Source organism: Paraburkholderia sp. IMGN_8 (genome assembly GCF_038050405.1).
GTDB lineage: Bacteria > Pseudomonadota > Gammaproteobacteria > Burkholderiales > Burkholderiaceae > Paraburkholderia.
The window spans coordinates 1,850,672-1,873,401 of record NZ_CP150901.1; the positions used below are offsets into that span (position 1 = coordinate 1,850,672).

The window sequence follows — 22,730 nt, forward strand, 5'->3', positions numbered from 1 at the left end:
CTGTGACGAAAGTCTGGTGATTCGGTCGTCGTATTTATTGTCCGGATTGTTCGCATATAGAACTACGATTCAATATGCGAACAGGCGGAACTGTAAATACTTTGTTATGGAAACGTCAACGCGGGATAACCCGCTCCTGCGCGTGGCTTGAATTTCAGGCGCGAGTGTGCGGTTGGGGCGTATGGACGCGTGCCACCGGCAGGCAAATGTCCAATTTGTCTATTCAAGACTGATTTCTCGACGGTTTGCACCGCCCGCGCAGCGCCACGTCCGCTTTGCCCTGCACACGCTGGAGCGTTTCAGGAGGGATGCGAGCTACCGCCTGTACGGCTTCTCTCCTGATGCGATTACGGCGCTTCACAACTATGAGTGGCCCGGCAATGTGCGGGAGTTGATCAACCGGGTTCGACGCGCCATCGTCATGTCGGAAGGGCGCACTAGCAGCGCTGGTGATCTCGAGCTTTCGCAGCATGTCGCGGTTGTTCCCGTGACGCTCGCGCAGGCACGCGAAACAGCCGAGCGGCAGGCACTCGAACTTGCTCTGCTGCGTCATCGCGGACGCGCCGGCGACGCCGCGCGGGACCTCAGTATTTCCCGTACGACGCTGTACCGCTTGCTCAGCACCCATGGCATGCGGTACGGCGATGACAGCAATCCTGACGGCTAGGACGCATATCGGTTTCGAAGCGACGAGCTTCGGTCTCGATCAGGCCAACGATGTGGGTATTCCTGAGGGCTTGGACGGGATAGTGGAGCATCTGGAATCGGTGCCCTCGCACATTCGGCGTGAGTGACAAAGCAGTCATACTTCCGGCGGCGCTGCGCGCGCCGTAGCGGTACTTCATCAAACCGCCTGCCATGTTTGGCGCCCTGCGGTACTGCATGGAACCGTTAGCCATCTCTAGCGTGCTGGCGGCACTTCCAAACCATAAGGCATTCGGCGCCTAGCCGAGGCGAAGCCGATGGCACCCACCGCGCGCAAACGAAGCCCATGGTTCCCCTTGCAGACCGTTCCGGCGAGCACGCAGTGCGAGGCGGGAAGGATGACAGCCTTGTCACTCACGCGGAGTGTGCGAGGGCACCGATTCCAGATGCTCAACTACCTCCTCCAAGCCAGGGGACCCGCTTCAAAGCTAGCGGTTTGAGCCGCTTTCTTTTGCCTACTTGTATATTCCCTCCTGTGGCGCCGATCCGATCAGTTGTCGCCACATGGACAGTCAGCTCGTCTGCCTAAAGTGCTTCGAGCCCGCAGAAAAGCCTGAGCGACTGTCCTTTTCATCCTCTTAACCCGAACAGTTGACTGAGCCCCGAGCTCGTATTTTCCTGCAAGTATGGGTACCGTGATGAACCAGCCTTCTTCTTCCGTTTATATCGGCATCGACGTCAGCGGCAGCACCCTCGATGTCGCCATCCACGACACCACCGAACATTTCAGTGTCGACAATGAAACCGTCGCCATCGACCAGCTGGTCCAGCGCCTTGGCGCGCTCAATCCCACACTGATCGTCATGGAGGCCACCGGCAAGCTCGAGCTCGCCGTACTCAGGGCGCTCTGTCAGGCCGGACTGCCCGCTGTCGCGGTCAATCCCCGACAGGTGCGCGACTTCGCCAGGGCCACCGGCACGCGCGCCAAGACCGATCGCATCGACGCGTTTGTCATTGCTCAATTCGCCGCTGCCATCAAGCCCGTCGTGCGCCCCCTGAACGATGTACAGACCGAGCAGTTGCAGGCCCTGCTGCTGCGCCGGGCCCAGCTCATGGACATGCTGGTCGCCGAGAAAGCACGCCTGGAGCGCGCCCATGCCGCAGCCCGCGGGAGCCTGAACGATCACATCAAGTGGCTCAAACAGCAGCTCAGGCTCGCGGATCATGACATCGATTCGTTCCTGCGTTCTTCACCTGCCTGGCGCCAGAAGGAAGACCTGCTGCGCTCCGTGCCCGGCATCGGCCCCGGCGCTGCCGCGACGCTGATCGCCTTCATGCCCCAGCTCGGCTCGCTGAACCGCCGCGAGATCGCCGCACTCACCGGCGTCGCACCTTTCAATTGCGACAGCGGCAAGCATGTCGGCAAGCGTCGCATCCAGGGCGGCCGCGCCATCGTGCGGCGCGCGCTGTACATGGCCTGCGTGCCTGCGCTGCGCTTTAACCCCACCATCAGGGCGTTCTATGACCGTCTGCGCAACGCCGGCAAGCCGTTCAAGGTTGCCATGACGGCCTGCATCCGCAAACTCATCGTCACGCTCAACGCCATGGTCCACAACTCGACACCCTGGAGACCATCGGCTGACTGACTTCCGGCAGGGTTGCGTCCGGCTGTTGCGCTTTTAACGCAAGCATTCACGCCGCCCATGCCCACCTTCTGCAGGTTGCTCAATCGTGCGGGTCGCGAGGATTACGCGCGCCCACAAAATGCTCTCCACGACCGACAATTCGCACCTTGAGGGACAGCTCGCCGCTTGACTTCCAATACGGTTGCTTTTCTTTGCGGCTGCAAAGAAAAGTAGGTGCCCCCCGCACAGGGGGAACGCTAATAAACCGAAAACAAAGCAAGGAAAGGCCAACGTCGCAGGCACACAGAAAAAAGCGCCGTGCAGACAATGGGGAATAAGCAAACCAGTCCGAAGGTTTACCTATGCAGAGCGTCACGACTGCAAAGTCAAGCCGACTTCGAACATCGCGTGCTCGCTCTCCATGGAGATGAGACATGAAACTCAATTCGCTGAATCAGCTTATCGGAAAGTCCGTACCAGGTACGCTAATCATGAGCGTGGCGCTATTGACGACCTCAACCGGTACATACGCGCAAACTGCGCCGGAATCCGGCGCGCATCAACTCACCCGTGCGGAAGTCATGCATGAACTCGAAGAGTTGGAGGCGGCCGGTTATAACCCGTCCCAGGGCGACGACGGTGCCTACCCCGACGACATTCAGGCAGCGCAACAAAGGGTTGCCGCCAAGCATCTGGCGCAAAAGAACGAACTGATGGGGGCAAGTCCGGCAACACCGGCGAAGTCCATTCCTTGAGTCTGCAATCGTTCGCGACACGGCGACGCCAGATGACGGCAGCAGAAAGACATTCATGAAATCCGCATCCCTGCATGCACCCGCTGCGCGTCGTCACGTCGCCACCCTTCTATGAGCAGTAAGTTGTCAAGGCCTCTCGACGGACTGACTCACAAAGCATCGATCAGCGCCTTCTGCTCAGTGCCCGTAATCAGGGTCAAGGGCAGGCGAAGCCTGGCGCCAGCGGACCCTTGACCCAGGAAGGGATCGATATGCTGACGTACGCCTGGCGAGCGCACGCTCGCCGGGCATACAGGCGCATTGTGCATCAATATTTGCTGTGATCCGATGTACGTCGCTCCTACTGGTCTGAAGCCGATCATTGCGCGCGTCAGACGTGACGTCCGACCACCTTCTATCCGCTGGCGACTCGCCAGCCTTATCCTGCATGCGCATTGCGTCGTGGGACTAGTGTCCGAAACATGCCCCATCTAACAGATCGGTTGCGCTAGCAACCCGGGTGGCGAACGGGCATGTTCACTTCAGACGTTGTATATATCGGGCTCACTCTTTGGGTGCTCGCCATCCTTTCGCCTCAGGCCGCCTTCATCTGTGCCCCTTCCGGAATGGTGCCGTCCTTCAGATAGCGCCACAGCGCAATCGCGAGGCGACGTGCGACCGCGACGATCGCGATCCGTCGCGCCCGGCGGTTCGGCCCCGTGCCCTGCGTGCGCCGGTTGAACCACTGCGTCAACGCGCTGCCGGGCTGGTAGCGCAGCCAGGTCCACGCCATCTCGACCAGTAATGCGCGCACCCGCCGGTCGCCCTGTTTGCTGATGCCCTGATCGACCTGGCTCTCGCCGCTGTCGTACGGCTGCGGCACCAGCCCGACGCACGCACCCACCTGGCGCCGGTTGCTGAACTCCCGCCAGAACAGCTCGAGCGCGAGGCGCGACGCACCGACTTCGCCAATCCCCTTCAGACGCGTCAGGTCGTGGCTTCGCTTGCGCGCGGGTGCCGGCACGTTTGCCTGCCGCGTCTTCTCCAGCGCCACGAGTTGCTGCTCGGCGAGCGCCAGCCGTTCGCACTCGCGCAGCAGCCGCTCACGCAGCTCGGGTGGCAGCGGCGCACCGTCGTGGCATTTCACCTCGTTACGCGCGAGCCGGCCAGCGAAGGCCTTGCAGTTGACGTCGTCCCAGCAGCCCAGCGTGGCCAGCAGTTTGCGCGTCCGGTCGTGGTGCTGCCGCACTTCCTTTTGCAGTTGCCCACGATCGCGCATCAGCTGGCGGGACGCTTCATCCTGCGGCGATGGCACATGCACCACGTGCATGCGGTCGCGCTCGCCGCGCAGCCATGCACGCAGGTTAATCACCAGCTTGATGACATCGAGCCGGTCGGTCTTGGCGCGTCGCTTGTGGCGTTCGACCGGAATGCTCGCCGGATCGACGACATGGCACTCGATGCCGCGCGCCTGCAGCGCACGACAGATCCAGAAGGCGTCCTGACCGGCCTCGTAGCTCACGACGACCCGCACGCCCGCGGGCAGCAACCACTTCTCTTTGTGCCGTTCGATCAGGTCCAGCACTGCCTGCACGCGGGCGGCGGCCTGTGGCTGCGCGACCGCGTGCACGGCGGGCGTCTCGCGCCGGCCGTCGTGCAGCGCGACCTTCCACTTCGCCGCAGCCAGCTCGAGCGACACGGTAAGTACTGCTTCTTCACCATGGGTGGTGAACGTCTGATCCGTGCGCATGATGTTCTCCTTTGAACAAGACTCGACACGCTGATTCTACGTATCAGTTCGTCGACGCCTCCTGCTCATAGGATCTAACGGTTGCGGCCATGAAACTGGCGCACGCCCACTCCTATCCGGACTGTCAGGTGCCTGCCTCTGGATCCACCGTGTCGACCTCGCAACAGGAGGTTGCGTTCGATTCCAGCGAGCCGTGAGCGACGCGGCACTCAAGTGTGTTGGCAACCCGGTCGGCTGCGAGATGTTCGACGCATCGCCCGGAATCAGACATTGACTGACGTTTTGCGCGACCTTCGACGCTCCAGCCAACTGCGCAACTGACCAGCCAGGAAGGCGCTGACAAGCAGCGAAAGATACAGGGTGACGAGATCGTGACGCCACGCGCCGAGCGCGAGTTGATGCGTGACCAGTTTCGGATCGGGCGCGGGAAGGATCGCATGCATTGCCACGACGGCCCGCTTCATCCGGACAAAGCCCGCTGCGGATAGCAGCGGCAGGAGTACGAGCAGAACAAGCAGCGCGGGCTTCACGCGACGCACGATCGCGTGGTGGCGCAGACGAAGCCACAAGCCGAGGCAGCCGTGCAGCCAGCCTGGCGCGAGCAGTGCAAGTTGCAAACCCTGCGTGCCGCTCGTGATCAGCGATATCACGATCCGCTCGTAGTTCGGTTCGAAGCCATAGAGCGAGGTCGCGAGGCGCGTCGCTACCGCATGGCGGATGAGCAGCAGAGGCAGGCTGAGCCCTGCCCAAAGCCGTATCCATTCGGTGGCAGGCAGCGCCCAATGATTACGTCCGTAGATCGTGCGCAAGGCCAGCGCAAAATGCAGTAGAGCCGAACCGTACAGCAAGATCGTTCCGGGCACGCTATGCCAGACGCGCAAAGCCAAAGCGAGACCGTGTCCGGCGAGATCGAGCGACCAGACTCCGAGCGCATGATTGATCAGGTGGAGAAAGAGATAGATCAGCAGTACCACGCCCGATCCGAGTTGCAAGCGGCGCCAAACGGGTCGCACTTCAACCTCCGTTGATGTTGTCCATGCAAACAAGCCTGTTTAACGCTGTGGCCGAAGGGCCAGGAACGGCATGTGGTCCTTTCCGCTTGCACACAAATCCTGGCGTGGCTTCGGCAGACGCGCCGGCGGCGCGAAACATTCAGTTGGCGGTGTTAGCCGATGCGCCGCTTGCGGCGGCGTTGTGGGCCGCATTTTGTTGGGCGAGGTGTGCCTGTTTCATGCGGTCAACTTGTGCGGCGAAAATCGGATTGACTTCGGGGTATGAGGTGTCGGTGACATAGTTCAGGCCGTTTTGCTGCGCTTCGATCAGTTCCTGATAGACCTCGGCGCGCGTCTTGGCTTGCGCGAATGCGCCCGACGACGTGAGAACGGCCAGCGAAATAGCTGCCATGGCGAGCTTTTTCATTTCAGACTCCTATGAGTGTTGCACGGTGTGCGATTAGTAGACGCCGCTTCATCCCCGGATATTCCCGGGCCTTGAGCAAAGTGGGCGGGCCTGACTGTTCACGCCGGCTTGCCGTCGGCGATGAATCTCGGACGGCGCTGGGCAATGACGTACCGCATCGGCAAATCGCTGCAACGCTGAGAGCGAACCGCATACGCTCTGGTATTCCTCGCGGCCGATTCTGCCGTCGAGGATGACTGTCATGCCCGAGACACGGGCCATGTCGATGATGTCCATTTTGACTACTCCTTTCGTGTTCTCTGATCTGCATGACCGTCGGCTCGGTGCGCCTATTCCCACGTTCACGCCGAGTGCGGGGAGCCAGTCGCGCGGCCGGATTAAAAAAACGCGGCAGATTGGTCGAAGCGGGAATAAAACGGATGGCGCGGCAGTCTTCATTCACGAACCGAGTCGAGAGGCCCGCCGGACGATCCCGCGGTCTACCTCCGAATCTTTATCGTGAGGTCAATATGTCGTCAGATCATTCGTTCGATCCGTCGCGTCGCGGCGCGCTGAAATGTCTCGCGTTCGGCGGCGTGGGCACGGTGTTTATGCTGGCCGGCGGTATTTTCACGCCGGTGGAACTGGCGCTTGCCGCCGGCGCGAAGGATTCCTCGGCGGCCGGAGGTGTCCCCCTTTTCCTGCAGATCAGCGACTCGCACATCGGTTTCAATAAGGAAGCCAATCCGGATGTCGCGGGCACGCTCAAGCAAACGATCGACTTAGTCAATGCCATGCCGGTCAAACCGGCGCTGACAATCCATACGGGCGATATCACGCACCTTTCCAAGCCGGCCGAGTTCGACCTCGCATCCCAGCTGCTGTCGCGTCTGAATATCACGGAGTTGCACACCGTGCCGGGCGAACACGATGTGACGGATGGGCCCGGGGCTGAATACTTCAGCCGTTTCGGTCAAGCCTCGGACAATAAGGGTTACTACAGCTTTGACCACAACGGGGTGCACTTTGTCGGTCTCGTCAACGTCATGCATTTCAAGCCGAACGGTTTGGGGGGCTTGGGCGACGAGCAGCTCGCCTGGCTCGAAAGCGACCTGAAGGGCCGCTCGGCCAGCACACCGATCGTTGTGTTCGCGCACATGCCGATGTGGACGATCTACGAACCGTGGGGGTGGGGCACTGGCGATGCCGGTCAGGCAATGAGCTATCTGAAGCGCTTCGGTTCGGTGACCGTTCTGAACGGCCATATTCACCAGATCGTCACGAAGGTCGAGGGCAATATCACGTTCCATACAGCGCGCTCGACAGCTTATCCGCAACCGACTGCGGGTAACGGCCCTGGTCCCGGGCCGCTGACGGTGGCGAGCGATCAGCTTCCCAAGATGCTTGGCTTGACCAGCATCAAGATCGTGCGTCATCCGCTCAAGGCGACGCTCGCCGATACGACGCTTGTTTGATTGCCTGACACCATTCAGCTACAGGAGATAAGTTATGCCAACGATTCGCATTCGGCGCGGTGTTTTTGCGTTTCTCGGGAGTGGGGTGGTTGTGGCGGCATTGGCCGGGTTCTCTGTCGCGCAAGCTGAAGGCCCGAATGCCTCTAACGCGGTTGTTATCAAGAACTTCATGTTCTCGCCGATGGCGCTCACGGTCAAAGCCGGCTCGACGGTGACCTGGAAGAATCTCGATGGCGAACCGCATACGGTTGTTAATGATGCTGGCATGTTTCGTTCTGCGGCGCTTGATCAGAATGATACGTATCAGTTCAAGTTTGATAAGCCGGGGGTCTATAAGGTGTTTTGCGGTATACATCCGAATATGAGGGAGACGATTACTGTTCAATAAGTACCTCCGGTAGGGTTGTTTCTTTGCCTTTGCAGTTTTTTTCTGTGTGCCTGCGGCGTTGGCCTTTCCTTGCTTTGTTTTTGGTTTATTAGCGTTCCCCCGCACAGGGGGAACGCTAATAAACCAACAAGAGAAAACCACCACCGCAAGCACACAGACAGAAAGCGCCGCGTAGGCAAAAAAGCAAGAAAAACCGCTATGACCTCACAACACTCCCACTTCCAGCCGGATTCGCCTCAGCAGACCCCATCGACGCCTCGAGCGCAGTATCATGATTTAACAAAAGCACAGCCGCTACGCCGATAAGCCCCGCCCCCGCGAGACACAGCAGCCCCGCACCAAACCCACCGGTGTTGTCCTTGATCCAGCCCATCGCATAGGGCCCAAAGAACCCCGCCAGATTGCCGAGCGAATTGATGGCCGCAATACCGCCCGCCGCCGCCGCGCCGGACAGAAACGAGGCGGGCAACGTCCAGATCACCGGCAAGCAGCCGAATATGCCAAACCCGGCAATCGAAAGGGCAATCATCTTCATGACCGGATTGTCGAGGCCAGCTGATGCGGCAATGCCGCCAGCCGCGACCAGCAACGCAATGGCAATGTGCCATTTGCGCTCGAGCTTGCGGTCCGAATGACGTCCCCAGAGCACCATGCTGATGACGCCGACGACGTAGGGCAACGAGGTAACGAAACCAGTCTGCACGTTGCTGAGGCCGAAAGCCTTGACGATCTGCGGCAGGAAAAAACTCAGGCCATAGTTGGTTGCGTTCGCACCGAAGTAAATGAGCGCAATCGCGAGGACTCGCGGATTGAACAGTGCTTCTTTCACACTGAACTTATGCACAGCCTCACGCTGCTCGCGTTCCTGCGCCTGGCGAGCGATCAGCCAGTCGCGTTCGTCGGCCGCAAGCCAGGTGGCGTCCGCCGGCTTGTCCGTCAGGTAAAAAAGCACGGCAAAGGACAGCAGCAGCGCGGGCAACGCTTCGATCAGATACAGCCACTGCCAGCCGGCTAGCCCCGCGATTCCGTCCATCTGCAACAGTGAGCCGGAGATGGGGCCACCTATCACGGTGGAAAGCGGAATGGCCGCCATGAAATACCCGACCACACGGGCGCGATAGGCGGTGGGAAACCAGAGCGTCAGCAAGAAGATGATGCCGGGGAAGAAACCCGCCTCGGCAACGCCCAGCAAAATTCGCAGACCGTAAAAAACATGAGCAGCAGACATGCCGGTATATCGGGCGATGTCGGGGATGTACGCCATCGCGCCGGCCAGAACGCCCCACGTGAACATAATTCGCGCGATCCATCGTCGTGCGCCAAATCTCTCGAGCAGGAGATTGGACGGGACTTCAAAGAAGAAGTACGCAATGAAGAAGATCCCTGCACCGAAGCCGAATGCGCTGGCAGAAAACCCGAGCGCCTTGTTCATCTGCAGCGCGGCAAAGCCGACGTTGACGCGGTCGAGATAAGCGACGAAATAGCAGACAATCAGGAATGGAATGAGCCGAACCGTGACGCGCGCCATGGTGCGTGTTTCGATCTTCATCGATGTCTCCTCCGGCTCAGCGTCCGGTCAGTTTGATAGGTGCCTAAAGACTACTCGCTGGAAGACGATTCTGAAAGAGTGTTTTGCTGGATTTCATTGCCGTAAGACGCGCCATGCGGAGCGTGCCAAATAGCGGGATTTGCGGTTTCTTTCCGTATCTTCGTTGCCGTCTGTTCCGATTCCTAATCTAGCTTCTTATCCTGCTGCAAGCTCGCACAGCGCAGGAAATCGAAATCGACGCCCTGATCGGCCTGCGTCACTGTTTGCAGAAAGAGCTTGCGATAGCCGCGCTCGGCAGTCGGCCGTTTCACGGGATTGTCGAGTGCGCGTTTGTGCAACTCTTCGTCGGAAATCAGCAACGCTATCTCGCGCCGCGCTACGCTCAGCCGAATGCGGTCCCCATTGCGCACATGCGCAAGCGGTCCGCCGATCGCGGACTCAGGCGTTACATGCAGGACGATCGTGCCGAACGCCGTACCGCTCATCCGTCCATCGGAAATCCGCACCATATCCTTGACGCCCGCACGTGCGAGCTTGCGAGGAATCGGGATGTAGCCAGCTTCGGGCATGCCGGGCGCACCAAGCGGCCCGATGTTCTTGAGCACCAGAATGTCCTGCGCGGTGACGTCGAGTGCGTCGTCGTCAATCCGTTTGACCAGGTCTTCGAGGTTTTCGAACACCACTGCACGGCCTTCGTGCTCCATCAGCGCCGGGTCAGCCGCGGACTGCTTGATAATCGCGCCGCCCGGCGCGAGGTTGCCCCGCAGAACTGCAAGACCACCCTGCGGATAAACTGGATTGCTGAACGGACGCACGACGTCCTGTGCAAAACCTGGACCACTCGCGTCGATCTCTTCGCCGAGCGTGCGGCCGGTCACGGTGAGCGCATCCAGATGCAGCAGCGGCCTGAGTTCTCGCAGCAAAGTTGCTACGCCACCAGCCTGATGAAAGTCTTCCATGTAGTGCTGCCCCGTGGGCTTCAAATCGAGCAGCACCGGCGTTTCCTTGCCCATGCGATCCAGCATGTCGAGATCGATCTCATGGCCGAGCCGTCCTGCGATCGCACTTAGATGCACGATTGCGTTGGTCGATCCACCAATCGAGAGCAGCACGCGCATTGCGTTCTCGAAAGCCTTTGGCGTGAGAACCCTGTCGATGGTTAAGCCTTCGAGGGCCATCTTGACGCTAATGTGCCAGTATCTTCCGCGACACGGATCCGGTCGGCGGTGACGGCCGGCGGTGCTGCGCCACCTGGGACGGTCATCCCGAGCGCTTCGGCGAGGCAAGCCATCGTACTCGCCGTACCCATGACGGAGCACGTGCCGACGCTTGCCACCAGTTGATTGTTGACGTCGGCGACTTCGGTTTCGTCGATATCGTTGGCGCGAAACCTTGCCCAGTAGCGTCGGCAGTCGGTGCAGGCGCCAACTCGCTCGCCGCGGTGCGAGCCGGTCAGCATCGAGCCGGTGATGAGCTGAATAGCCGGCATTCCGGCAGATGCCGCGCCCATCAATTGCGCGGGGACGGTCTTGTCGCATCCGCCGATCAGAACAACCGCGTCCATTGGCTGAGCCCGGATCATCTCCTCTGTGTCCATCGACATGAGATTGCGCAGATACATCGATGTCGGCGCGGCAAAACTCTCGTGAATCGAGATCGTCGGAAAATCCATTGGCAATCCGCCCGCGAGCATCACGCCGCGCTTCACGGCCTCGATGAGTTGAGGCATGTTGCCGTGACACGGGTTGTAGGCGCTGCCGGTATTTACGATGCCAATGACGGGCCGCTCGAGTGCCTGATCCGTGTATCCAGTGCCCTTGATAAATGCCTTGCGAAGAAAGAGCGAAAACGCCTGATCTCCGTAAGACGTCAATCCCCGTTTCATGCCGGTCGCGGCGACAGCGGGTTTTTGAGCATCTGATTTGTCGGCCATGGCGATTTCCCGTTCGGTAGTGACTGGTGATTTGTGAGGTGAAAACGAGCGTAGATGCCCTATATCTTTGAAGCAGTATCGCGCGATTTCGAGCCAGATCGCTCGTTCCGGCAGAGGCAGAAAAGGCGTCGGATCGGAAGCTGTTAGACAGGGACCTTAGTATTGCAGGGTGCCAGCCCCGCGAAAAGCGCGTGCTTCTCCGTGCACCACGCAACGATTTGCGCTTCTGTGCGGCGAACACGACCGACCCTGGAAGCGACCTCGACTATTGCCGGTCTGTTCTCCGCGGACCTCCCAGTGAACCTCTCAGTGGGCCTGTTTGTTGCATGACGGATAGCCGTAGCGCATGTTGTCATCAATCACGCCCGCGTCGACGGGAAGAGGCGGGCTACCCGGTTTCGCTGCCTGCACATCGCTACGCACTGCGTGGAATTTATTACCTGTTCGGATCAATGCAGATCCAGTTCGCAATTTGACCGTTCCGGCGCTGTGGCGAATGTTGTCGCTGACCGGTGAGCGGGGTACATTCTTCCAGCGGCTTTGCATCGGCCAAATGCAAGTCGTGGGAACACAGTCTGTCGATAAGTCAGACGTAAGAGTTCGGAGAGTGTTGCGATGTTCAACGATACCGACTTGCCCAAAGAGGCTGTAGACGGCCCGGATACCGGTTTCAATCCTGACTTTGAGTCGATGCCAGCCGCGCCGCCGGGGCGCTTCGGACGTCTTGCGCTTTGCGTGGCGACGGCCAGTGCGTTGGCCCTCGGAGTAGTGGGTACGGTTGCGTATGGCGTCTGGTTCAACCACGATCAGCGCGCCTACGTCGAAGCAATGACGGGCGCGCGAGAGGCGCTGGGCATTACCGCTTCGACGGCATCGGTGAGGCCGACAACCCCGGTGTTATCGACAGCATCGGCGCGGCCGACGGCACCGGTAGAATCGATGGCATCGGCAGCATCGGCGAAACCGACAACACCGTCAGAATCGACAGCGTTGGAAACAGAAGACGATCCTCCATCGGGACATGCGGTTTGGGCCGGTCAGGTGACGCGACCTTCGTCGCCACCTTCGCGGGAAACAGCCGTTGCCGCCGCGGATCCCGTCGCGCCCACGCCGCCCGTCCGGCCCGCTCGCCGCGCAGCTCCTTCCCCAGATTCCGCTGCGCCGCAGCTGGCCGACGCGCGCTCTGGGCGGGAAAGCCGGATCGCTCCGCAGGACCGGCGCACGCAAGTATCGGCCCGGAAGGCCAAACCGAGCATCTTCGCGCGCGTGAAGCAGTTTTTTCGCCGTGTGAGTTACCGTCAGCATGGCACCGGAAGCAAACAAGACAACTACTCCCATCCCTGAGCGGTTTCGTTCGAGGCGGGCCGACGGCTGGCGCGTCCTCGCGATGCGTTTCAGGCTGGGCCCGGCTACGATGGCCGGCGCTTCGTTGCTTTGTCTGCTGATCGGCGTTTTATATCTTGCCCTGCAAATCAGGACGATCTTTTCGGACCAGTTGAGGCAGGAATATATCGGGCTCGTTATCGAAGCGGTCGAACGCGCGGAAAGCGCCCGCAACGTGGTCGGCGTCTGGCAACACCTGCCCGAAGCTAACGGCGCCCGATCGGAAGGCTATCGACATGCGCGTCAAGAGCTCGCAGGCCGCCTCGCGTCACTCGCGGCGCTGGTGAATGCGAGCCCATCCGAGGCGCCGCAAGTGCCTCCGTCCACGCTATCGCCTGACGCAAATCTCGACAGTACGGACGCGTTGCTCGGCTCGGCGTCGGCGTATTGGCATGCACAGCGCGATCTCGACAGCGCCGACGTGCGCGTGCGCATTTCCCATGTCGCCGATACGCTGATTGCTTTGGGGGCGATTCTTTTCGGCATGCTGATTATTGCGCTGGCGATGTACACAAGGCGTGCTCGCCAACTCGCAGGCCGGTCGCGCAAGTTCGAACACGCGGCGCTGCACGATCCTATGACCGGGCTGCCAAACAGACGGAAACTGTTTGCCTCGCTCCAGGAGACCGCAACAAGGCCGTCTGCCGGCTCGACGCGCCAAAGAATTGCTGTCCTTTATATCGATCTGGACGGGTTCAAGCGAGTCAATGACTCGCTGGGCCATCGAATCGGCGATGAATTTCTGATCGCTGTTTCCAGACGCTTTCGTGAGTCTGTGCGTCAAGCGGACGTCGTTGCCCGGATCGGCGGCGACGAGTTCGCGGTGCTGGTTCGCGACTTTTCGACGGATGCGGAACTAGGCGAAATTGCCCAGCGCCTCATCAGCTGTGTGATCCAGACAGACGCACTGATGGGAACCGGCCTTGTCCGTGCCAGCATTGGTATTGCCAGCTTTCCCGATTCCGTCAAGGACTACCGTCGTCTCGTCGCCGCGGCCGACGAAACGATGTATCAGGTAAAGCGCAACGGCAAGAACGGTTACGCGTTCGCGGCGCGGGCGGATTGATCGGGGCGGGCTCGATACGTGTGCAGTTTCTGATCGAGAAGCCAAGATGGCAAGCTTGAAACGGTCCACGGACGACGTTCGTGAAATTACAGTCGCCAATGAGCTCTCCGCTTTCGAATCGGTACACCAGCAGATGGAGGGCGCTTCCCGCGGCATTGTGCCGTTCCATCAAGCGAAGTCGATGGGCTATCGCGTCTAGTTCGAAGAACCCGTCGGGTCGCAACGGTTCCCACTGTTGAAGATGCGCGCGATTTTCGCTGTAATAGATCTGCAGGTCGCCGGCATGGCGCTCGCTCGCAGGCCGCAGCACCAGGCGCGAGGTCCGGATTTCGCCGACCGGGATGTCTGGCATCGGAACTGTCATGCGTTCAGGTATCAAGAGCGTTTTCGGGCCGCAGTATAGCTGGAGATAATCACCGCCTCCACCAGCGCGGCTAGAACCCGCTCATTCCAGCAAACAACGGGCAGCTTCAGACTCGTTGAGGAGGCATCAATCGTCCCCGTTGCGCCAGTCAGTGAGCCGCTCTCGTGCATTCACCTCGACGAACGACGGCAAAGCGCGCAGCCGGTGGATGTAGCGCGCGAGATGCGGCCAACCGGTCGCCGGGCGAGGCATATTGCGCGTCCAGCGCATCAGTATCACCGCGAGGAAATCAGCCGTACTGAGCTTGCCGCCGACGAGGTACTCGTGTCCGCCGGCGAGGTGGGCGTCGAGCCGGTCCCAGGCTTCTTCGATGCGGCGCCGCGCGAGTGCACGCACCGCTTCGGCGCCGAGCGGATCGCCATCGACGTCGGCGTAAAACCAGTCGCGCATGGCGGGCAGAAGCGTGTTGGCGAGATAGATCATCAGTTCCAGCCATGTGGCGCGATCGGCGGAGCCCGGCTTCGGCGCGAGGGCGGCTTCGGGATGCCGTTCGGCGAGCAGCATGAGCAACGCGGCCGACTCGCCGCGCGGCATACCGTCGACCACTAGCGTGGGAACACGGCCTGCGGGATTCAGCCGTAGATATTCAGGGTTTCGCTGGTCGCCGACATCGATGTCGACGAGACGGGCCTCAATGCAATGCCCATTTCAATCAACATCCAGTGAACCGCCATGCTTGCCGCGCCCGGCGAATAGTAAAGAAGATAAGTCATTCATCCGCTCCGCATACTCGTTCGTTCAAATTCAATCGCTTTCGATCTGGGCGTAGTCTATCGTCATTCATGATGACCACGCCCATAGCAGGCTCGGGCCAGTCGTATGGCTAGCGGGCATTTCCCCGCGACAGGCGAGGCCATAAAAAAGACCGATCATCCCGTCACTTTGTGAAGGTGAGACAACCCCATGTGCGCACTCGACCGGCGGACTTTGCTCAAAGGAGCGCTTGCCGCTCCATTACTGGACTCAGTGTTGCGAACACCGATGCTCGCGGAAGGGGCATCGACCGCGCTCGCGGAGCCGTCGACGCCGACGCTGCGCCGTTCGCGGCCGGGCGACCCGTCATGGCCTTCGGCGCAAGCCTGGCAGGACCTGAACCGCGCGGTGGGCGGCCGCATGAGTCCGGTCACGTCGCCGTTGGCAACCTGCGCCGAGTCGCCCGCGAGTGCCGCCTGCCTCGACGTCTTCAAGCATTTGAAGAACCCGTATTACATCGGCGACACGCCCGCGCTGACGCAGACATCCGGATGGCTCGACGCCTGGACATCGGCCGCGAGTGCCTACGTCGTCGCTGCGGCCAATGCGCAAGACGTGGCGCGGACCGTCGACTTCGCTCGCGAACATCGCCTGCGCCTGGTGGTGAAGGGCGGCGGCCACAGCTACCAGGGCACGTCAAACGCGCCGGACTCGCTGATGATCTGGACGAGGCCCATGCGCGAGATCACGGTGCACGAGGCCTTTGTGCCTGACGGCTGCGCAGGACGGCTGACGCCGCAACCGGCGGTGACGGTAGGCGCCGGCGCGCTGTGGGCGCATGTGTACGATGCCGTCAGCGCGCGGGCCGACCGCTATGTGCAAGGCGGCGGCTGCCTGACTGTGGGCGTGGCCGGCCTGGTGCAGAGCGGAGGCTTCGGCAACTTTTCAAAAAAGTTCGGCACGGCCGCTGCGGGATTGCTGCAAGCCGAAGTCGTAACGGCCGATGGCGTGGTGCGAATTGCGAATGCGTGTACCCATCCCGATCTTTTCTGGGGATTGAAAGGCGGAGGCGGCGGCAGTCTGGGCGTCGTCACACGAGTGACGCTGCGGACTCACGAACTGCCTGACCAGTTCGGCACAATGCATGCGACGGTCAAGGCATCGTCGAGTGCGGCGTTCAAGGCATTGATCGGCGAATTCATCGCGTTCTACGCCGACAATCTGCTCAACGAGCATTGGGGCGAAACGGTGGCCTTCCATGCTGACAACACGCTAAAGATCTCGATGCTGTACCAGGGGCTGAATCGGGACGACGCTATACGAATCTGGCAACCATTCTTCGATTGGATCATGGACACCGTCAACGGCTGCACGACGTCCGAGCCGCAAGTGCTCGCCGTCCCGGCGCGGCGCTTCTGGGATGCCACATTCGTGATGCAGCACGCGCCCGGCGTGCTTATCGCCGACGACCGCCCAGGCGCGTCTGCGGCAGACGTCTTCTGGGCCGACAATGTCGGTGAAGCAGGCCAGTTTCTTTACGGATATAGCTCGACATGGCTGCCTGCTGCGCTGCTGAAGCGAGCGCAGCGGGGGCGCCTTGTCGATGCGCTATTCGAGAGCAGCCGACAATGGGCGGTGTCGTTGCACTTCAACAAAGGACTGGCGGGCGCACCCGCCGACGCCTTGAGCGCGACGCGGGACACGGCGACGAATCCAGCGGTACTCGACGCTTTTGCGCTGGCGATCATCGCGGGCGAGGGCCCGCCTGCGTTTCCCGGTATGACAGGTCACGAACCGGACCAACCGAAGGCGCGGCGTGCCGCATCGAGAATTGCGCAGGCCATGGAGACGCTACGCACGATCGTACCCAAGCCGGGCGCATACGTATCGGAGAGCAATTACTTCGAGAGCGACTGGCAACAGGCGTACTGGGGCTCCAACTATGCACGGCTGCTCGCCGTGAAGCGCAAGTACGATCCAGATGGATTGTTCTTCGTGCACCACGGCGTGGACTCTGAAGAGTGGAGCGCAGACGGCTTCACGAGGATGGGGAAAGGGGCAGGGTGAAGACTCTGCCTGCGCGGCGCTTTTTGGTTGTTTGCCTACGGCGTTGCCTTTCCTTGCTTTCTTTTTGGTTTATTAGCGTTCCCCCTGTGCGGGGGGAACGCTAATAAACCAATATCAAATCAAGGAAAGGCCACCGCCGCAGGCACACAGAAGAATGCCGCCGCCAAAGGCAAAAGCAAAAGCAAAAACAAAAACCCACCGCCGCAGGCAACCAGCTATTGCACAGCCGCAGGCGTCCGCTCCACCACATTCGACTGCGTCACCGCACTAACAACCGCAAAAACAATCACATTAACGGTCAACGCAAGGAACCCAACATTCACGTCCTTCAAAGCATCAGGCAAAAACGGCATCAACTGCGCGACGCTAAGGTGCATGGTGGTCGTCACGGCCACCACCATCACGCCAGCGAGAATGCCGCAAAACGCCCCCTGTTTAGTCGCCCGATTGCGCGGCGCCAAGCTGCAAATCACAGCAGGAAACAGCTGCGTCACAAAGCTATAACCCATCAGCAGCAACGCCACGATCGTCTCCCCGCCATGCAGCGTAAAACCCACCGCCACCAGCGCAACGACGGGCACCAGAAAGCGAGCCAGATTCGCCACCTTCGCGTCCGAAGCGCCGCGGTTCACCATACCGCGGTAAACATCGTTGGCAAGCAGCGTCGATGCGGACGTCAAAATCATCGAGCCCGGCACCAGCGCGGTCAGCACGCCCGCCGCGCCGATCACGCCGATGAACCACGGGTCGAACGTCTGCAACGACAAACGAAACAACGACAGGTCGATGTCGCCGCCCTTCAGCCCCGGCACCTTCAGCGTCGCCGCAAAACCGACGAAGAACACGAACAGCAGGATCAACTGGTACAGCGGCAACACCATCGCGTTGCGCCGGAAAATGCGCGCGTCTTTTGCCGTGAATACCGAGCCGAACGTGTGCGGCCACATAAAGAATCCCAGCGCAGTGAGCAGCACGGTCGACTGGAACCATGTCACGCTCGAACCCTTGGCCGGGAATGTCAGGAAGCCGGGGCGGGCGGCATCGATCGCGCGGAACATGTCGCCGAGACCGCCGTAGTAATGAAGCGGCAGATAAATGCCGAGGAACAGCACGATCGCCAGAATCAGCAGATCCTTTACCACCGAATTCCAGGCCGAGCCGCGCACGCCGGAGGCGATCACGTAAGACGTCACCACCGCGGCGCCGATCCATACGGCCGCCGTCGACGAAATCGCGCCGTACGACGCGGTCGCCACAATGATGCCAAGCCCCTTCAGTTGCAACACCAGATACGGAATCAACGCGGCCACGCCGACCAGCGCCACCAGCGTGCCGAGGGCCGGGCTGTCGTATTTGCGCGCAAAGAAGTGCGGCTGCGAGACGAGATGGTGGTTTTTCGCGTAACGCCAGATCGGCGGCAGCATCCAGTACGAAAGGATGTACGCGAGCGTGCCGTACGCGAGGATGTAGTAGACCGGTGCGCCCTTGCCGTAAGCAAAGCCGCTGCCGCCAAGGAAGGTGAAGGTCGTGTAGATCTCACCGGCCATCAGCAGGAACACGAACGCGGTGCCGAAGCTGCGGCCGCCTACGGTCCATTGTTCGAGACTCATGTCGTGGCCGCGCCGCGCGCGCACACCGAGGTACAGCGCAAACAGCGTAATGCCCGCGATGATGACGAGTGCGCTCATGAGCGGGCCTCCTCGCCCTCGACGGCGATCTCACGATTGCTGGAATCCAGACGGTAGACGACCGCCATGATGATCGAACTCAACACCACCCACATGACGATCCAGGCCAGCACGAACGGCATGCCGAGCACCAGCGGCTCGACACGATTGACAAACGCGATGCCGAGCAGCATGCCGATGAATGGCAACGCGGCGAGTACACGAAGCAACATGGGGCAACTCCTCGAACCGGTGAGTACGTCTCGTTGAAAGTCTGGCTTCGCTGGCGACTTTATGCCTGATGCTTCAGCTACGTAAAGCAAGTCAAAAAAGTGTAGGCTTTTCGAAAGTTGTGCAAACATCCTTCGGCGCGAACTTGCTGCGTTGCAAGGTCAGTCGCGCGGGGCGGCGGCACGGTTCGCTGCGGTTTACGTGCGGCGCCGCGATATCATCTGGCCAGGCAACCCGAGCAATCGAAGCTGGATGGTAGAAGTGCGTCCAGCCCCCTCAACACAGCGCGGCGTCCCCGGTGCGGAGTCAGTCCGCCCGAACCGCTGCCCGATACGGATCGCACATGGTCGAAAGTCTGATCTCGGACATTCTGTTTGGCTTTACCGGGCTGATCAGCATCATCAACCCAATCGGCATTGCTTTCATCTTCCTTGACCGGACTGCCTCGTTGACCACTGAGGAGCGCACCGCGCTCGCCAGGAAGATCGCCATCAACGTACTGTGCGTGCTGCTGGTGGCGCTTTTCCTCGGTACGCCGATCCTGCACTTCTTCGGTATTTCGATGCAGGCGCTGCGCATCGGCGGCGGCCTCGCGGTGGCGGTGGGCGGCTGGCAGATGCTCAATGCGCCCGACACGCAACCCGCCGAACAGCCCGTCAAGCGCGTCGATGCGGATAACGCGATGTCGAAGGCGTTCTTCCCGTTGACCATTCCGCTGACCACCGGGCCCGGCTCGATCGCCACCGCCATCGCGCTGACCGCGAACCGCACGCATAAGCTGTCTGCCTTCGTGTTGTCGAGTATCGCGTCCGTAGTGATCTCGATCGTCGTGGCCGCCACCGTCTATCTGATCTATAGCCGCGCGGCGATTTTCGCCAGGTATCTCGGCGTGGAAGGCACCAAGGTCGCGATGCGTGTATCGTCGTTCCTGCTGTTGTGCATCGGCGTGCAGATCATGCTGACCGGCTTCTCCGAATTCCTGATTCCGATTGCGCAGATGCAGCCCGTCGTCAAATAGAGAGCAGTACACGCCAGGCCGCGCGAAGTCCGTCGAGCGTGGCGAGACAGGAGAGAAACTCATGTGCCGCTGGCTCGCTTATACCGGCAACCCGATTTACCTCGAAACGGTGCTGTTCCGTGCCAAACACTCGCTGATCGACCAGAGCATGCATTCGCGGCTCGGTCACACGACCACTAACGGCGACGGCTTCGGCATCGGCTGGTACGGTCATCCGGGCGATATTCCGTTTCGCTACCGCTGCATTCAACCGGCATGGAGCGACCGCAATCTGCGCGAGGCGGCGCGCGCAATCCGGGCGCCGCTGTTCGTCGCGCATGTGCGCGCGGCGACCGACACACCGTCGCAGGAAACCAACTGTCATCCGTTCCGCCACGGCCGCTGGCTGTTCGCGCACAACGGCCTGGTGCGCGACTATCCCGCGGTGCGCCGCGATCTGATGCTGGCGGTCGCCCCCGATCTGTTCCCGTCGATCGAAGGTTCGACCGATTCCGAAGTGATGTTTTACCTGGCGCTGACTTTCGGTCTGGAACTGACGCCTGTCACCGCGATCGAGCGCATGGTGGGTTTCGTCGAGGAAACCGGGCGCAAACATGGCGTCGAGCAGCCGTTGAACATGACGGTCTGCGCGACCGACGGCGAGCAGATCGTCGCGGTGCGTTATTCGAGCGAAGGGCAGTCGCGTTCGCTCTTTCACAGCGCGTCGTTTCGCCATCTGCACGATCTGTATCCGGACGATCCGCGCATCATGGCGGCCGGCGAGGATTCGTTTCTCGTGCTGTCGGAGCCGCTGGTGGACCTGCCGGGCTGGTGGGAAGAGATTCCTGAAAGCACGGCGGTGGTCGCGCGCGGGGGCGTGATCGAGCAATACCCGTTCAAGCCTCACGTGGCGTAGCCCGGTTGGGCGAGTGCTTCTTTCAGCACGGCCAGCGCCTGTCTGGTCAGCGCGTCAGCAGCATCGTGCTCAATACCGAGAACACCGTCGCCGGCAATTCGGCGAGGCGGCTCACCACCACGTTGTGCGGATAGAAATCCTCGACTGCATCGGTCAGCACACCGATCCCCACCAGTTCGATACCGCGCTTCTGGATCGCCGCGACGCGTTCACGCAGATCGTGGCGCAATACTTGCGGATTACCGTCGCCGGTCGACGGATAGCCATCGGAGAACACGATCAGGATGCGCCGCCCGGCTTGATGATCGGCGAGCCGTGTCGCCGCCCAGGCCAGTGCCTCGCCATCGGGATTCTCGTGGCCGCAATCGATCTGGGCGATGCCGCTCAGATCGGTCGCGCCAAAGCGTTTGTAGACTTTCAGATCGAGCCGCTCGACGAAGCGGTTATAGCGCCGCAAATCGGCACCGCCCGATAACTGCCGCTCATACAGTTGCTTCATCGGCGCCGATTCGAGCGAGCAATAGCCGAGCACCTCACAGTCGAACGACAACTGCGTGAGCGCATCGCACAGCGCGGTTGCGCAGAGGCGCGCGAGTTCGATCTTGCGTCCGGCCATCGAACCGCTGCGGTCGATCAGCAGGGTCACGGCCACATCGCGCCCTTTGGCCGCCCGTTGCGTGCGAAACGGCGTGCGGTAACCCGGGGAAGTTGCCAGTTTGGCGAGCGACGTGCGGTCGATTTCACCGCGCTCCTGTTCGCGACGCCAACGCGTGCGTTCGTCGGCGCTCAGCGCGCGTTCGAGTTTCTCCTTGAGCGGCGCGGTTTCCGCCCGGGCTTGTGCGCGCAGTTCGCGCCACGCTGCGCTGTCGCCCTGGCCGGTGACATCGGTGATTTCGTCGAATTCGGTGGCGAGCGGGATCGACAGCCGTGCGCGGGCGGCGTCTGCCGGCGTGCCTGCTTCGCCGTCGGAATGTGTCGACGGCTGCTGCGCATCGGCCAACGACTGCCCCATGCCGACCGCGTTTTCCGTCCGCGCGCCACCGCTCTGATCGGATGGCGGCGCGGCGGCCTTGTCCTGATCGGGCAGGGCGGCGGCGTCGTTGAATGGCTCTGACGATGACGCGGCGGTTTCCGTGTCGATGTCTTCAACCGGATCCGCGGTGAACATCATGCTGTTGAGCTCGCCCGCGGACAGCGCTCGCACACGCGCCACGAAGTCTTGCGCCGCCGCGATGCTATGCGCAGTTGAACGGCTCGCGCGCGCCTGTTCGATCAGGTCCTGCGCGGCATGCAGCGCGGCCATCAGCGAATGGGTCGCCTCGGTCAGGCTCGGCGTTTCGTCCCACAGCGCGCGTTCCACCAGCCAGACCAGCCGGTCGCGCCAATGCAGTTTTGGCCAACGCTGCCGCGCCTGCTCCGCGGCATGCGCGCGCAACTTGCCGATGAACCAGTGCGCGCCAGGATATTCGTCGAGCAGTTGCGCGCACACACGGCGGTCTTCGATCACCTGCGCGAGATTCGCCGCGACGCCGGACGGCAGCGCATCGAGTTGCGCAAGCGCCGAATGCCTGGCGCGCGCCACCAGCAGATCCAGATAACCGATCAACACGTCGCGCTCGACACCGCCGCTCAATTCATAGTCGGGAATCACGATGCGGCCGGGTTCGACACGCGGCCCATCCGGACTGAACGCGACCGTCACGCCGTATTGGCCGGTGAGCACGCGCGCCACTTTGCTGAGCGTCGATTCGAACGCGAAGCCCCGCGTGTCGCACGTTGCGTGCATTGC

21 protein-coding genes and 2 pseudogenes are annotated in these 22,730 nt (G+C 61.2%); 10 read left to right on the forward strand and 13 right to left on the reverse strand.

From position 1 onward, the window contains the following. Positions 1-289 precede the first annotated feature (289 nt). The 3 genes and pseudogenes from WN982_RS29510 to WN982_RS29520 all read left to right on the forward strand — a co-directional run. Positions 290-667: pseudogene (locus WN982_RS29510) on the forward strand (helix-turn-helix domain-containing protein); the annotation flags it as partial. A 676-nt stretch (positions 668-1,343) separates the two neighbouring features. Then, on the forward strand, positions 1,344-2,291 hold the full coding sequence (locus WN982_RS29515; protein ID WP_341312542.1) for an IS110 family transposase: 948 nt from the start codon (positions 1,344-1,346) through the stop codon (positions 2,289-2,291). A 413-nt stretch (positions 2,292-2,704) separates the two neighbouring features. Next, a complete protein-coding gene (locus WN982_RS29520) occupies positions 2,705-3,025 on the forward strand; it encodes a DUF4148 domain-containing protein (protein ID WP_341319098.1) in 321 nt (106 codons plus the stop codon). A gap of 574 nt (positions 3,026-3,599) precedes the next feature. Here the strand turns inward: WN982_RS29520 and WN982_RS29525 are convergent. The 4 genes from WN982_RS29525 to WN982_RS29540 form a co-directional block, all read right to left on the reverse strand. Beyond that, the gene (locus tag WN982_RS29525; RefSeq protein WP_341317256.1) at positions 3,600-4,754 is read right to left on the reverse strand and encodes an IS110 family transposase; all 1,155 of its coding nucleotides are present in this window, start codon (positions 4,752-4,754) and stop codon (positions 3,600-3,602) included. Positions 4,755-5,017: 263 nt separating this feature from the next. After that, positions 5,018-5,767 carry a hypothetical protein gene (locus WN982_RS29530; RefSeq protein ID WP_341319099.1) on the reverse strand — a complete coding sequence of 250 codons (750 nt, stop codon included), beginning with the start codon at positions 5,765-5,767 and terminating at the stop codon, positions 5,018-5,020. A 139-nt stretch (positions 5,768-5,906) separates the two neighbouring features. Continuing rightward, positions 5,907-6,173, reverse strand: a complete 267-nt coding sequence (locus WN982_RS29535; RefSeq protein ID WP_341319100.1) for a DUF4148 domain-containing protein — start codon at positions 6,171-6,173, stop codon at positions 5,907-5,909. A gap of 48 nt (positions 6,174-6,221) precedes the next feature. After that, positions 6,222-6,449: a hypothetical protein gene (locus WN982_RS29540; RefSeq protein ID WP_341319101.1), complete on the reverse strand. Its 228-nt coding sequence runs from the start codon at positions 6,447-6,449 to the stop codon at positions 6,222-6,224. Positions 6,450-6,682: 233 nt separating this feature from the next. On the opposite strand from WN982_RS29540, the gene WN982_RS29545 reads away from it, so the two are divergent. Beyond that, complete coding sequence (locus WN982_RS29545; protein WP_341319102.1) at positions 6,683-7,627, forward strand: metallophosphoesterase; 945 nt, start codon at positions 6,683-6,685, stop codon at positions 7,625-7,627. 34 nt (positions 7,628-7,661) lie between these two features. After that, entirely contained in the window at positions 7,662-8,015 is a 354-nt protein-coding gene (locus WN982_RS29550) for a cupredoxin domain-containing protein (protein ID WP_341319103.1), read from the forward strand. A 196-nt stretch (positions 8,016-8,211) separates the two neighbouring features. Here the strand turns inward: WN982_RS29550 and WN982_RS29555 are convergent, their stop codons facing one another. From WN982_RS29555 to WN982_RS29570, 4 genes and pseudogenes are all read right to left on the reverse strand, one after another. Next, positions 8,212-9,564 (reverse strand): MFS transporter, encoded by a 1,353-nt coding sequence (locus WN982_RS29555; RefSeq protein WP_341319104.1) that lies wholly within the window; start codon positions 9,562-9,564, stop codon positions 8,212-8,214. Between the two features lie 182 nt (positions 9,565-9,746). Continuing rightward, positions 9,747-11,497 (reverse strand): annotated as a pseudogene (locus WN982_RS29560) (dihydroxy-acid dehydratase). Between the two features lie 306 nt (positions 11,498-11,803). Then, positions 11,804-12,043, reverse strand: a complete 240-nt coding sequence (locus tag WN982_RS29565; RefSeq protein ID WP_341319105.1) for a hypothetical protein — start codon at positions 12,041-12,043, stop codon at positions 11,804-11,806. A gap of 310 nt (positions 12,044-12,353) precedes the next feature. Beyond that, entirely contained in the window at positions 12,354-12,512 is a 159-nt protein-coding gene (locus WN982_RS29570; RefSeq protein ID WP_341319106.1) for a hypothetical protein, read from the reverse strand. A gap of 288 nt (positions 12,513-12,800) precedes the next feature. Here WN982_RS29570 and WN982_RS29575 point away from each other — a divergent pair, with 288 nt between their 5' ends. Then, positions 12,801-13,946: a GGDEF domain-containing protein gene (locus WN982_RS29575; RefSeq protein WP_341319107.1), complete on the forward strand. Its 1,146-nt coding sequence runs from the start codon at positions 12,801-12,803 to the stop codon at positions 13,944-13,946. Between the two features lie 46 nt (positions 13,947-13,992). Then, on the forward strand, positions 13,993-14,145 hold the full coding sequence (locus WN982_RS29580; protein ID WP_341319108.1) for a hypothetical protein: 153 nt from the start codon (positions 13,993-13,995) through the stop codon (positions 14,143-14,145). A gap of 291 nt (positions 14,146-14,436) precedes the next feature. Here the strand turns inward: WN982_RS29580 and WN982_RS29585 are convergent, their stop codons facing one another. After that, a complete protein-coding gene (locus WN982_RS29585) occupies positions 14,437-14,874 on the reverse strand; it encodes a glutathione binding-like protein (protein ID WP_341319109.1) in 438 nt (145 codons plus the stop codon). 68 nt (positions 14,875-14,942) lie between these two features. Next, a complete protein-coding gene (locus WN982_RS29590) occupies positions 14,943-15,083 on the reverse strand; it encodes a hypothetical protein (protein WP_341319110.1) in 141 nt (46 codons plus the stop codon). Between the two features lie 253 nt (positions 15,084-15,336). Here WN982_RS29590 and WN982_RS29595 point away from each other — a divergent pair, with 253 nt between their 5' ends. Next, positions 15,337-17,130: an FAD-binding protein gene (locus WN982_RS29595; RefSeq protein WP_341319462.1), complete on the forward strand. Its 1,794-nt coding sequence runs from the start codon at positions 15,337-15,339 to the stop codon at positions 17,128-17,130. A gap of 215 nt (positions 17,131-17,345) precedes the next feature. Here WN982_RS29595 and WN982_RS29600 read toward each other — a convergent pair whose 3' ends face one another. Together WN982_RS29600 and WN982_RS29605 are read right to left on the reverse strand one after the other, a co-directional pair. Further along, a complete protein-coding gene (locus tag WN982_RS29600; RefSeq protein ID WP_341319111.1) occupies positions 17,346-18,818 on the reverse strand; it encodes a sodium:solute symporter in 1,473 nt (490 codons plus the stop codon). Then, entirely contained in the window at positions 18,815-19,030 is a 216-nt protein-coding gene (locus WN982_RS29605) for a DUF3311 domain-containing protein (protein WP_341319112.1), read from the reverse strand. Before WN982_RS29605 ends, WN982_RS29600 begins: the two co-directional genes overlap by 4 nt. A gap of 341 nt (positions 19,031-19,371) precedes the next feature. On the opposite strand from WN982_RS29605, the gene WN982_RS29610 reads away from it, so the two are divergent. Continuing rightward, the gene (locus WN982_RS29610; protein ID WP_341319113.1) at positions 19,372-20,046 is read left to right on the forward strand and encodes a MarC family protein; all 675 of its coding nucleotides are present in this window, start codon (positions 19,372-19,374) and stop codon (positions 20,044-20,046) included. Positions 20,047-20,107: 61 nt separating this feature from the next. Further along, the gene (locus tag WN982_RS29615; protein ID WP_341319114.1) at positions 20,108-20,941 is read left to right on the forward strand and encodes a class II glutamine amidotransferase; all 834 of its coding nucleotides are present in this window, start codon (positions 20,108-20,110) and stop codon (positions 20,939-20,941) included. A 46-nt stretch (positions 20,942-20,987) separates the two neighbouring features. Here WN982_RS29615 and WN982_RS29620 read toward each other — a convergent pair whose 3' ends face one another. Further along, complete coding sequence (locus WN982_RS29620) at positions 20,988-22,727, reverse strand: cobalamin biosynthesis protein CobT (RefSeq protein WP_341319115.1); 1,740 nt, start codon at positions 22,725-22,727, stop codon at positions 20,988-20,990. Positions 22,728-22,730: the final 3 nt, after the last annotated feature.